Genomic DNA, 11,968 nt, shown 5'->3' with positions numbered 1-11,968 from the left:
TGTCATGGCAACGAAATACGCGATTGCACACCCGCTGCTTCAAGGGATTGCCACTACTGGCCGATAACCCGATCGGTCGTTGTGAATTTCGTCTCCGGCGGCCGGCAAACCTTATTACGCGATTGTGCGAAATTGCTTGATAGCTGATGGCCTCCCGCTATTATCTGCGCGCCCAAAAAGTGGCCAAGCTGAACTCGCAGCCATTGCCTTTAGGTTGTTCTTCCTTAAATTGCCTGGAAATCTTCGATGCTGTCGTATCACCAAAAAAGCTTTCTGATCGTCGATGATTTCTCGGATTTCCGCAGTTCCGTCAGGTCCATGCTACGGGAGTTGGGCGTCAAGGACGTCGACACCGCCGATACCGGTGAACAGGCGTTGCGCATGTGCTCGCAGAAGTCCTACGACTTCATCCTGCAGGATTTCCACCTGGGCGATGGCAAGAAGAACGGTCAGCAGGTACTCGAAGACTTGATGATCGAGAAGCTGATCAGCCATGAAAGTGTGTTTGTCATGGTCACCGCTGAAACCAGCCAGGCCATGGTGCTCAGCGCACTGGAGCATGAGCCCGACGCTTACCTGACCAAGCCGTTCAACCGTTCCGGCCTGGCCCAGCGCCTGGAGCGACTGGAACAGCGCAAGACCTTGCTCAAACCGATCCTGCAAGCGCTTGACCGGGGTAAACCGGTTGAAGTGCTCAATGCCTGCATCGCCCTGTGCAAGCAGGACATTCGATATTCGCCGCTGTGCCTGCGCTACCGTGCCGATGCGTTGCGCGACTTGAACCAGAACGAAGCGCTGGAGCGCCTGTACGACAGCATTCTGGCGGACCGCCCTTTGCCTTGGGCGTTTGCCGGGTTGGGCCAGTTGCTGTTCAAACGCGGCCAGGTCAGCCAGGCCAAGGGCATTTACGAAAAAGCCCTGAAAGTCTTCCCGATGATGCCGGCCCTCTACGATGGCATGGCCGATGTGCTGGTCGCCGAAGGCGACACCAAAGCGGCGCAGAAAGTGTTGGAAGAAGCTATTCGCCTGTCGCCGCTGGCGGTGCGCCGGCAAGCGTTGCTGGGCAAGTTGGCAATGGCCAACGAAGATTTCGACACCGCCTCCAAAGCCTATCGCCAGGCCGTGAACCAAGGGGCGCAGTCACGTTTCAAGGATGCGGAAAGCAACCTCGGCCTGGCCCATGCCTTGATCAGCAAAGGCGCGGAAAAGGGCCTGGACACTCGAACTCGGTTGGAAATCAACACGACGCTGAGTGCGGTGGCGAAGGAGAACCCTTCCGACCCGGGCCTGCAGATTCGTGCGCGTCTGATGAAGGCCACCAGCCTGCTGCTCAACGATGCCGAGACCGCCGAGAAGCTCACCGAGCAAGCGATGATGCGCCTCGATGGCATGGAACAGTTCATGAGCGCTGAAGCGGCGCTGCTGGTGGCCAAGCAGCTGCAAATGCTCGGGCAGGCGAGTGCCGGCGCTTCGATGCTGAAAAACTGTGCGGAAATCTACGGCGACGATCCGGGCGTGATGAAAGGCATCGCCAAGCTGACCGACGACCCGACCATCCTCAACTCCGGCAACGCGGCAGCCGACCTCAACCGTCAGGGCGTGCGGGTGTACAAGACCGGCAATCTGGTGGAAGCCCGGGATGTGTTCCGCAAAGCCCTGGCGTTGCAACCGAAGAACATCAGTATTGCCCTGAACATGGCACAGTCGCTGCTGCATGGCACCGACACCAGCGTGCCGTCGTCCGAGCTGGAAGAATGCCGGGCCTGCCTGAAAACCGTCGGCCTGATGCCCGATACCGACGCGCGTTATCCGCGCTACCAGAAACTGAAAATCAAGGCGTTCGGCGAATGATCGACAGCGAACCGTCACTCGACTTCTCCACGGTGATTGCCTCCACCGTGCACGACATGAAGAACTCCCTGGCCATGCTGATGCAGGCGCACAGTCAATGGCTGGCGCGCTTGCCAGATCCCGAGCAGCACACCCCGGAGCAGGGCGTCATCGACTTCGAGTTCGCCCACCTCAATGGCATGCTGGTGCAGTTGCTGGGGCTGTACAAACTCGGCGTCAACCAGATGCCGTTGCAGCCGGCCTATCATGAGCTGGATGACTTCATTGAGGCGCAACTGGCGGCTCATCAAGAAGTGTTCGCCAGCCGCGGCATTATTGCGACGTATGAAGTGGACCCGTTGAGCCCGCTGGGTTTCTTCGACCGCGAGCTGATTGCCTCGGTACTCGCCAACAGCATCAACAACGCTATCCGTTACGCCCGCCATGCCTTGTTGATCAGCGTCAGCGATGAGGCCGGGCAACTGGTGCTGACCATCAACGACGATGGCGAGGGTTATCCGCCCGAGATGATCGAGCGTCAGGCCGATTACGTGCAAGGCATCAACCACAGCAGCGGCAGCACCGGCCTGGGCCTGTACTTTGCCGGGCGGATCGCCGCCTTGCATCAGCGCAATGGCGTGGGCGGACGCACCGAAATCAGCAATGGCGGCCCGTTGGGCGGCGGTGTGTTCAGCCTCTATCTCCCCTGAACAACACTTCTCTTCAAGGATTGCGCCTTTTTGTTTGACGCTGCTTGATATTCCGAACGGCCGGAGCCTATTTTGTACGGGTCGCCGTTCGCGGCTCGTACAACAACAAGGATTGCGTCATGACAACCGATGGCCATCGTTCACTCGCGCAGCGATTGACGGGCATTGATGAGATTGAATGTGTCACGCCGGACCTGAACGGCGTACCACGCGGCAAGGTGATGACCGCCGAAGGGTTTCTTGAGGGGCGGCGTTTGCAAATGGCGCGAGGGGTGCTGCTGCAATGCATCATGGGCGGGTATCCGCCAGCGCACTTTTACGGCAGTGATGATGGCGACCTGGCGCTGGTGCCTGAGCCGGCGCAGATCCACCGCTTGCCCTGGAGCGCGCAGCCTCGGGCGCTGGCCATTTGCGACGCGCAGGAACTGACCGGCGAGAGCTCGCGTCTGTCGACCCGCGGTCAACTCAAGGCAGTGATCGCTCGATACGCCGCCCTCGGTCTGGCGCCGGTGGTGGCGACTGAGCTTGAATTCTTCGTGTTCGCGCCCAACCCTGACCCGACTCAACCTTTCCAGCCGCCGATGGGCCTGGACGGCCGTCGCGAGGACGGTCATTCGGCGTTCAGCATCAGCTCCAATAACGGCTTGCGGCCGTTCTTCACTGAAGTCTACGCAGGCATGGCGGCGCTGGGCTTGCCCCGCGATACCTTCATGCACGAGATGGGCATCAGCCAGTTCGAGATCAACCTGTTGCATGGTGATCCGCTGCTGCTGGCCGACCAGACTTTGCTGTTCAAGCATCTGCTTAAAGAGGTCGCGCTCAAACATGGCCTGACCGTGGTCTGCATGGCCAAGCCGCTGGCCCATACACCGGGCAGTTCGATGCATATCCACCAGAGCGTCGTCGAGATCGACAGCGGGCGTAATGTGTTCAGCGACAAGGCCGGCGAGCCGACCGCGACCTTCCGTCATTTCATCGGTGGTCAGCAAGCCGGCATGGCGGATTTCACCGCGCTGTTTGCGCCGAACGTGAACGCCTATCAGCGCCTGTGCCATCCTTTTGCATCGCCGAATAATGCCTGCTGGTCCCACGACAATCGCGCGGCCGGGTTGCGCATTCCGGCCAGTTCGCCGGTCGCTCGTCGGGTCGAGAATCGCTTGCCGGGGGCCGATGCCAATCCGTATCTGGCGATCGCCGCGAGCCTGGCCTTGGGGTTGTATGGTATCGAAAACAAACTGGAGCCGAACGAGGCGGTGCAGGGTGAATTCGTGGTGCCGGATAATCTTTCATTACCCTGTACCTTGCATGCCGCTCTCGAACGTCTGAAACGTAGCCAATTGGCGAAGGAACTGTTCGGCAAGGAGTTCATTGAAGGCTACATCGCTTCGAAGACCATGGAGTTGACCAGTTTCCTCGATGAAATTACGCCCTGGGAACGGCGTGTTCTAGCAGCCCAGGCCTGACGAACCGTCGCCACCGGGCTATCGTTGTCGATAGCCCGGTACTCACTGCAAGGAGCCGCTCGGAACGCCGATGCGCCAAATCTTGAAATCTTTTCGGGGACTTTATTTCGCCTCGCTGATGATGTTGATCGGCTCGGGCCTGTTGAGTACTTACCTTGCCCTGCGCCTGGCGGCCGATAAAGTCGACAGCCTGTGGGTCGGTGCGCTGATGGCCGCCAACTATTTCGGCCTGGTGCTGGGCGGCAAGATCGGCCATCGGCTGATTGCCCGGGTCGGGCACATTCGAGCTTATTCAGCCTGCGCCGGGATCGTCGGCGCGGCGGTGTTGGGTCATGGCTTGGTGGATTGGCTGCCCGCGTGGCTGTTCCTGCGGGTGATTGTCGGCCTGGGCATGATGTGCCAGTACATGGTGATCGAAAGCTGGCTCAATGAGCAGGCAGAAGCCAAGCAGCGTGGCGTGGTGTTCAGCGGCTACATGATCGCTTCGTACCTGGGGCTGGTGCTGGGGCAGCTGATTCTGGTCATGCACCCGGGCCTGGGCCTGGAACTGCTGATGCTGGTCGCGCTGTGTTTCGCCCTGTGTCTGGTGCCGGTGGCCCTGACCCGGCGGATTCACCCGGCGCCATTGCACCCGGCACCGATGGAACCGCGTTTCTTCATCCAGCGCGTGCCGCAGTCACTGAGTACGGTATTGGGGGCGGGGTTGATCGTCGGTTCGTTCTACGGTCTGGCGCCGCTGTATGCCTCGCAGCAAGGGTTGTCCACCGAACAGGTCGGCCTGTTCATGGGTAGCTGCATTTTTGCCGGCCTGGTGGTGCAGTGGCCGTTGGGTTGGCTGTCGGACCGCTATGACCGGGCGCTGTTGATCCGCTGTTTTGCGTTTAGCCTGGCGCTGGCCGCGTTGCCGCTGGCGATCATGCAGCAGGTGCAGCTGGAAGTGCTGTTCATCGCCGGGTTCCTCTGCTCGTTGGTGCAGTTCTGCCTGTACCCGTTGGCGGTGGCGTTCTCCAATGACCATGTCGAGGGTGATCGCCGGGTGTCGCTGACGGCAATGTTGCTGGTGACCTACGGTGTCGGCGCGAGTGTCGGACCGCTGGTGGCCGGGGTGCTGATGAAATTGTTCGGCAGCCACATGCTCTATGCCTTTTTCAGCTTCTTCGCGCTGGTGCTGGTGTGGCGAATCCGTCCGAAAGCGGTCACCAATCTGCATCAGGTGGACGATGCTCCGCTGCATCACGTGGCCATGCCGGACAGCATGACGAGTTCGCCGCTGGTGGCTTGCCTTGACCCGCGGGTCGATGAGCAGGTGGTGCAGGATCAGATGCAGAACCCGGTCAACCCTGAACCCGAGCCCGAATCAGAGCCCGATACAGATCCGGAACCAGAAGACCCTGACGCGAATCGCGAGCAGAGTTTTACCGAAGCGAGGCCTTGATCAAGGCATAAAAAAACGGGCAGTCACCGCAAGGGACTGCCCGTTTTTTATGGGGGGAGCGTATCAGAAGTCGTCTTTATCGAAACGCCGCGCTTCGCGCTGAAGCTGATAGACGAACCGCTCGACCTGCCGCTGCACCAGGCCGCTCATGTTGTGAAAACGCACACCGGCGAAGGTGGTGTTGATCTTCTCTTCGAAGTGCAGGTAACGCAGCTCGACCGGTGCCGTCATGCTGCCGAATGGCAGGGCGGCGATGAAGCGGTCGTAGACCTGGCCCAGTTGCAGCCTGGCGGTAATGTCGCCTTCGAAGCGCAATTTGCAGCCGGTGGCAGAGATGTCCAGCAACTTGCCGTTGATCGGCGACTTGAGCTTGTCACCGCCCAACTCGACATTGACCAGTTGTGCCAACTTCAACGCCGCGCGAAAAGCATTGCGGCGCTGGTGATAAACCACCTCGTCGGGCAGCGTGCCACGGTAGCAGCGGCCATCGCCGGACTCGTCGATGGTCAGCGGGCCATTGCTTTCCCAGGCGATGCGCACGCCGTCGTGGAAGCCTTCGACCTTGAACGGTTCGCCGGCCAGCAGAAAGCGTTCGCCGTCGCGCGGGATCATTTCGTCCAGGGCGATCATGTTGCTGTCACGGTCGACGTCCACCAGATAACTCTGGAAGCGCTGGCTGCGCTCGTGGAACGTGATGATCAGCGGGTCATGGCTGTCTTGCAGCTGACGCAGGTTGCCGGAGATTTCCAGGGGCGTGGTGAGCACCTTGGGGGGCTGCGGAGCATCTTCCGCGCTTAAGGCATTGGACACGGGGTATCAATCTCCAGACAAATATGACTACTAGCCAGCATTCTGCCAGCATGTTTCGCGTCTTGATAGGGCGTGCTCATCGAAAGGCTCAAGCCTGACTGAGCTGGCGTGGCTTGGCGAGCTTGGAGGTTGATCCGCGGGCATCGTAGAGCGCTGGCGGCTCGCCGCCGGTGAGGATCTTCAGCTGGTTGGCCGTGGCGGCCTGCTGCACCAGAATCGACTGGCCATTGTGGACATTGGCGGCCTGGCATTGGGCCAGGAGATCGGTCAACACGTCGCTCTGTGCCAGCAACTGTTCGCCAATGCTCGAGTGGCCGGCAAGTTGCTCCAGGCCCTGGCGATTGGTTGGCAGGTTGAGGCTGGCGAGGATTTCACTGCGCTTGCGGCCATGCTGTTCGAGCAAAATGATCAATGCCTGTTTGCGCGCCAGAATGTCTTCGAGCAGTGGCATGTCGCGACCGTGCAAGGCGAGGGACTCGGTTTGCAGCAGCTCCAGCAAATGTTGCGCCGGGGCAAAGTCGTCGATGATCAGTTGCAGTAAATTAGTGTCGTGCATGGCTGGCCTTGGGTTTTAAGCGTCCAAAAGCCTGGCGCGGGCCGTGGCCTAGCGCTGGGCTTCGAAGTTGAGCAGTTTGCTGGCTACACGGTTGCTGTCGACTTTATAGCTGCCATCGGCAATCGCTGCTTTCAACTCGGCCACGCGGGCTTTGTCGACGGCAGGCTGATCGCGCAGCTTGTCAGTGACCTTCTGCAACTGTTGAGCCTCATTGCTGAGGTGTACCGACTCCCCGCTTTGGGTGGTACTGGCCTGTTCGGCCGGGGTATTCAGCGGCGCGGATTGGCCGGCTTCGGCGGTTTCCTTAGCAACGCTGGTACGCGTACTGCCCGTAAGTGACGAAGAGCTGTTTAAACGACTGAAATCGATGACCATGACAAAAAACCTCTGGATATTTGGACGCTTGCCATGTTTTCGGCGATTCCCCGAAAAACTTTAGGCCCATTTATCAATGAGCGTGCATGCGCCAGCGCGTGTCCTGCATGCGGCACAGTTTAGGCAACAGCCCAGTGGCGCGCCATCTCTTCACGAACTGCATGGCCACTCACATAGACACTTCCACCTGGCCGGGCGCGGTGACTTGCGCCTTGATGACCCGCTGGGAGTTAAGGTTTTTCACGCGAATCTGTTCGCTCATGCCGCCGTTGGACAGCGCTTCACCCGGCATGCGCACACTGAGCGTACCACTGCGGGCGGTAATCACCACCTGGTCGCCTTTGCGAACCACTTCCGCCTGTTCGAGATGCACCAGGGTAATGATCTGATCGGCGACCATTGGTCGGGTAAGTTTTTGCCCGATCGCCTGATCGACGGAGGTCAGAAAACCCTGATTTATCAAGCTGATATCACGCTCGTGCAGGGTCACGTCCTGCGGTTCGATAATACCGGTGCGCTTGAGCGGGCGGGTGGTGGTCACGATGTCGCGAAACAGCTTCACTTGAGCGGGCACGAAGACGGTCCAGGGCGAGGCGCCATCGCAGCGAACCTTGACCGTGACCCGGCCCAGAGGCCTTGCCGGGCTCTCGAGGGTGGCTGTCAATTCCTTGTCGCACATAGGCATGCGCAGGCGCGGATCGAGCTGGTTGACCTGGATTTCGTAGCGACCTTGCGTTTGACTGGTGGCCAGATAGTCCTCTACGGTGAATTCAAGAAAGCCCTGGGTGACGCCGATAAGCATGTCAGGCAAGGTAACCGTATCAGCAAGGGCAGGGCTGCCAGCGTTGAACAGGCAAGCGGCCGACATCGCGCAGAGCAATCTGCGGCAGGTTGATGTCAGGTGTCGGAAAAATGTCGGTTCTGTGTTCATAAGAGTTAAAAAGCAAGCGCCGTGCCGTTTAGTGATGAATGTGCGTCGCAACACACTTAGCGTTGGTAGTGGGAGTCTGGGCATGGCTGGTGTAATGGATTCGGTGAACCAGCGCACACAACTGGTAGGGCAGAATCGCCTTGAGCTGTTGTTGTTCCGTCTCGACGGCCAGCAGCTGTATGGGATCAACGTGTTCAAGGTTCGCGAGGTGCTGCAATGCCCCAAGCTGACCCTGATGCCCAAGTCCAGTCCTGTCGTGTGCGGTGTGGCGAATATTCGGGGGGCAACCATTCCGATTCTGGATCTGGCGATGGCGACCGGTGCCGGTCGGTTGCTGGACCAGAGCAATCCCTTCGTGATCATCACGGAGTACAACACCAAGACCCAGGGTTTCCTGGTCCGGTCGGTGGAGCGCATCGTCAACATGAACTGGGAGGAGATTCATCCGCCACCCAAGGGCACGGGGCGCGATCACTACCTGACGGCTGTGACCCGGGTCGACAATCAGTTAGTCGAAATCATCGACGTCGAGAAGGTGCTGGCCGAAGTGGCGCCGACACCGGAAGCGATTTCGGTGGGCGTGGTCGATGTTGAAACCCAGCACAAGGCGCTCTCTTTGCGTGTACTGACGGTCGATGACTCGTCGGTGGCGCGCAAGCAGGTGACCCGTTGCCTGCAGACGATCGGTGTCGAAGTGGTGGCGTTGAACGACGGCCGGCAAGCGCTGGATTACCTGCGCAAGCTGGTCGAGGAGGGCAAGAAGCCGGAAGACGAGTTCCTGATGATGATCTCCGACATCGAGATGCCGGAGATGGACGGGTACACCCTGACGGCCGAGATCCGCAACGATCCGCGCATGCAAAAGCTGCATATCATCCTGCACACTTCGTTGTCGGGTGTGTTCAATCAGGCGATGGTCAAGAAGGTTGGTGCCGATGACTTCCTGGCCAAATTCCGTCCTGATGACCTGGCATCCCGGGTAGTCGACCGGATCAAAGCGGCAGATAACAGCTAGGGGCCTTCTGTCCCTGGCGTTCAACACGATTTAAGAGGCGGCATCTTTGTCTACGGGTAATTTGGATTTTGAACAGTTCCGGGTATTTCTGGAAAAAGCCTGTGGCATTTTGCTCGGTGAGAACAAGCAATACCTGGTTTCGAGCCGTCTCAACAAACTGATGGAACAGCAGGGCATCAAATCGCTGGGTGAACTGGTCCAGCGCATCCAGACCCAACCACGCAGCGGTTTGCGCGAGATGGTGGTGGACGCCATGACCACTAACGAAACCCTGTGGTTTCGTGACACCTATCCGTTTGAAGTCTTGAAGAACAAGGTGTTGCCTGAAGCGATCAAGGCCAGTCCCGGCCAGCGCCTGCGGATCTGGTCGGCGGCCTGTTCGTCGGGGCAGGAACCTTACTCGCTGTCGATGTCCATCGACGAGTTCGAGCGGGTCAACATGGGCCAGTTGAAGATGGGCGTGCAGATCGTTGCCACCGATCTGTCCGGCACCATGCTGACCAACTGCAAGACCGGCGAGTACGACAGCCTGGCCATCGGCCGCGGTCTGTCGCCGGAGCGCCTTCAGCGTTACTTCGACCCGAAAGGACCGGGGCGCTGGGTCGTCAAGGCGCCGATCAAGAGTCGGGTGGAGTTCCGTTCGTTCAACCTGCTGGACAGCTACGCGAGCCTGGGCAAATTCGACATCGTGTTCTGCCGCAACGTGCTGATCTACTTCTCCGCCGAGGTGAAGAAAGACATCCTGCTGCGCATTCATGGCACGTTGAAGCGAGGCGGTTATCTGTTCCTTGGCGCGTCCGAAGCGCTGAACGGTTTGCCGGATCATTACCAGATGGTCCAGTGCAGCCCGGGGATCATTTACCAGGCGAAGTGATACGTTGACGGCATAAAAAACGGGAGTCCTCAGGGGCTCCCTTTTTTTGTCTGATTTCTCATGTGGCGAGGGGGCTTGCCCCCGTTGGGCTGCGAAGCAGACCTAAAATCTCTGATGTGGCAAAAATCCTATGAGTGCTACGCACTCAAACGGGGGCAAGCCCCCTCGCCACAGTCCGCTCCCACAGGGTCAGTTGTTGTTCTGGCGATCGGTGATAAGCGGCAGAAAAGCGGCAGGCGGCGGAAATCGGTTGCCGCTTTTCTGGCATTGCCACTTTGCCACTGCCCGCAAAGCCCCGGTTTACGGGTTTTTTTGAGTTGGCACGCGGCTTGCTGTACTCATCGTACGAAAAATCAGGTCACCCGAAGGTTTCCCGACATGAGCATCAGCTTCGATAAAGCGCTCGGTATCCATGAACAAGCCCTGGGCTTCCGCGCTCAGCGTGCCGAAGTCCTGGCCAACAACATCGCCAACGCCGACACCCCGAACTACAAGGCTCGGGATCTGGACTTCTCCAAAGTGCTCGCCGAGCAGAACGAGAAAACCAAAAACGGTAAGTTCGCCTTGAACATGACCAACAGCCGTCACATCGAAGCTGAAGGTCTGGGCAATGGCGACGAGTCGCTGATGTATCGCACGCCGATGCAACCGTCGATCGACCAGAACACCGTGGACGCCCAACTGGAACAGTCGAACTACGCCGAAAACGCGGTCAACTTCCAGGCCAGCTTCACCCTGCTCAACAGTAAATTCAAAGGGCTGGTGTCAGCCCTGCGCGGAGAGTAATCCATGTCTCTATCCAGTGTTTTCAACATTGCCGGTAGCGGCATGAGTGCCCAGACCACTCGCTTGAACACCGTCGCCTCGAACATCGCCAACGCCGAAACCGTTTCGTCGAGCATCGACCAGACTTATCGCGCCCGTCACCCGGTGTTCGCCACCATGTTCCAGGGCGGCCAGAGCGGTGGCAGCGATTCGCTGTTCCAGAACCAGGACGCGGCCGGCCAAGGCGTGCAAGTGCTGGGCGTGGTCGAAGACCAGAGCAACCTTGAAGCGCGCTATGAGCCGAACCATCCGGCCGCCGATGCCAAGGGCTACGTCTACTACCCGAACGTCAACGTCGTCGAAGAAATGGCCGACATGATTTCCGCGAGCCGTTCGTTCCAGACCAACGCCGAAATGATGAACACCGCCAAAACCATGATGCAGAAGGTCCTGACCCTCGGTCAGTGATAAGGGGCGATTCATATGAGCGTTATCAGTGATGTTCTGACCAACTCTTCGGTCAAGACCACTACCTCTACTACCACCGGCAGCCTGACCTCGGCCGCTACCGGTGGCCAGGCACTGGGCAAGGACGCGTTCCTGCAACTGCTGGTGACTCAGCTGAAAAACCAGAACCCGCTCGATCCTCAGGACAACAGCGCGTTCGTGGCCCAGCTGGCACAGTTCAGTAGCCTGGAAGGCATCACTACGCTGAACGAGACCGTCTCCGGCATTGCCGGCAACTACAACTCGTCGCAAGCCTTGCAGGCCTCTTCGCTGGTGGGCCGTTCGGTCATCGCGCAAACCGACAAAGCCGTGGTCGACACCACCAAGAGCCTCAACGGGACCGTTGTGGTGCCGACATCGGTTTCCGCCGCCACGGTCAAGATCACCAACTCGGCAGGCACGACCATCCGTACCCTCAACCTGGGCAGTCAAAGCGCCGGCAACGCCAGTTTCATCTGGGACGGCAAGGACGATTCGGGCGCGGTGGCACCGGCGGGTACTTACACCTTCGGCGCAACGACCACCATCGACGGCACCAACACCTCACTGATTACTTACCTGCCGGCAACGGTCAACAGCGTGACCATCAGCCAGACCGGCGGTGAGTTGATGCTGAACCTGGCAGGCATGGGCAGCGTCGCCCTGTCCAAAGTGCAAACCATTGGTATATAGAGCCGACTAACACGGCACAAAGGAG

Annotated in this window: 13 protein-coding genes; 9 read left to right on the top strand and 4 right to left on the bottom strand. The window is 59.2% G+C overall.

The genetic code is table 11. From position 1 onward, the window contains the following. The first annotated feature begins 246 nt into the window (after positions 1-246). The 4 genes from ACZ9BB_RS16930 to ACZ9BB_RS16915 all read left to right on the top strand — a co-directional run bounded on the left by ACZ9BB_RS16930 (position 247) and on the right by ACZ9BB_RS16915 (position 5,438). Positions 247-1,851, top strand: coding sequence for a response regulator (locus ACZ9BB_RS16930; protein WP_476214724.1), 1,605 nt, complete (start codon positions 247-249; stop codon positions 1,849-1,851). Further along, a complete protein-coding gene (locus ACZ9BB_RS16925; RefSeq protein WP_305422798.1) occupies positions 1,848-2,540 on the top strand; it encodes a sensor histidine kinase in 693 nt (230 codons plus the stop codon). Before ACZ9BB_RS16930 ends, ACZ9BB_RS16925 begins: the two co-directional genes overlap by 4 nt. A 221-nt stretch (positions 2,541-2,761) precedes the next feature. Beyond that, positions 2,762-4,003 (top strand): glutamine synthetase family protein, encoded by a 1,242-nt coding sequence (locus ACZ9BB_RS16920; protein WP_476218338.1) that lies wholly within the window; start codon positions 2,762-2,764, stop codon positions 4,001-4,003. Positions 4,004-4,073: 70 nt separating this feature from the next. Further along, the gene (locus ACZ9BB_RS16915) at positions 4,074-5,438 is read left to right on the top strand and encodes an MFS transporter (protein ID WP_476214723.1); all 1,365 of its coding nucleotides are present in this window, start codon (positions 4,074-4,076) and stop codon (positions 5,436-5,438) included. A gap of 63 nt (positions 5,439-5,501) precedes the next feature. On the opposite strand, the gene ACZ9BB_RS16910 is transcribed toward ACZ9BB_RS16915, so the two are convergent. The 4 genes from ACZ9BB_RS16910 to flgA form a co-directional block, all read right to left on the bottom strand. Further along, positions 5,502-6,248, bottom strand: a complete 747-nt coding sequence (locus ACZ9BB_RS16910; RefSeq protein WP_476214722.1) for a flagellar brake protein — start codon at positions 6,246-6,248, stop codon at positions 5,502-5,504. An 88-nt stretch (positions 6,249-6,336) separates the two neighbouring features. Continuing rightward, on the bottom strand, positions 6,337-6,804 hold the full coding sequence (locus ACZ9BB_RS16905) for a flagella synthesis protein FlgN (protein ID WP_476214721.1): 468 nt from the start codon (positions 6,802-6,804) through the stop codon (positions 6,337-6,339). A gap of 48 nt (positions 6,805-6,852) precedes the next feature. Further along, complete coding sequence (flgM, locus tag ACZ9BB_RS16900) at positions 6,853-7,179, bottom strand: flagellar biosynthesis anti-sigma factor FlgM (protein ID WP_476214720.1); 327 nt, start codon at positions 7,177-7,179, stop codon at positions 6,853-6,855. A 169-nt stretch (positions 7,180-7,348) separates the two neighbouring features. Next, on the bottom strand, positions 7,349-8,110 hold the full coding sequence (flgA, locus tag ACZ9BB_RS16895; RefSeq protein ID WP_476214719.1) for a flagellar basal body P-ring formation chaperone FlgA: 762 nt from the start codon (positions 8,108-8,110) through the stop codon (positions 7,349-7,351). Between the two features lie 82 nt (positions 8,111-8,192). On the opposite strand from flgA, the gene ACZ9BB_RS16890 reads away from it, so the two are divergent. The 5 genes from ACZ9BB_RS16890 to flgD all read left to right on the top strand — a co-directional run bounded on the left by ACZ9BB_RS16890 (position 8,193) and on the right by flgD (position 11,943). Continuing rightward, positions 8,193-9,125 carry a chemotaxis protein CheV gene (locus tag ACZ9BB_RS16890; protein WP_476214718.1) on the top strand — a complete coding sequence of 311 codons (933 nt, stop codon included), beginning with the start codon at positions 8,193-8,195 and terminating at the stop codon, positions 9,123-9,125. Positions 9,126-9,171: 46 nt separating this feature from the next. After that, positions 9,172-9,999, top strand: coding sequence for a protein-glutamate O-methyltransferase CheR (cheR, locus tag ACZ9BB_RS16885; protein WP_476214717.1), 828 nt, complete (start codon positions 9,172-9,174; stop codon positions 9,997-9,999). A gap of 378 nt (positions 10,000-10,377) precedes the next feature. Beyond that, a complete protein-coding gene (gene flgB, locus ACZ9BB_RS16880; protein WP_007899124.1) occupies positions 10,378-10,785 on the top strand; it encodes a flagellar basal body rod protein FlgB in 408 nt (135 codons plus the stop codon). 3 nt (positions 10,786-10,788) lie between these two features. Further along, positions 10,789-11,232, top strand: coding sequence for a flagellar basal body rod protein FlgC (gene flgC, locus ACZ9BB_RS16875; protein WP_007937507.1), 444 nt, complete (start codon positions 10,789-10,791; stop codon positions 11,230-11,232). A 15-nt stretch (positions 11,233-11,247) separates the two neighbouring features. Beyond that, a complete protein-coding gene (gene flgD, locus ACZ9BB_RS16870) occupies positions 11,248-11,943 on the top strand; it encodes a flagellar hook assembly protein FlgD (protein ID WP_476214716.1) in 696 nt (231 codons plus the stop codon). The last annotated feature ends 25 nt before the right edge of the window (positions 11,944-11,968 follow it).

The sequence above is a fragment of the Pseudomonas sp. TE3552 genome (genome assembly GCF_056278945.1).
This window is presented reverse-complemented; position numbering and strand designations above follow the sequence as displayed.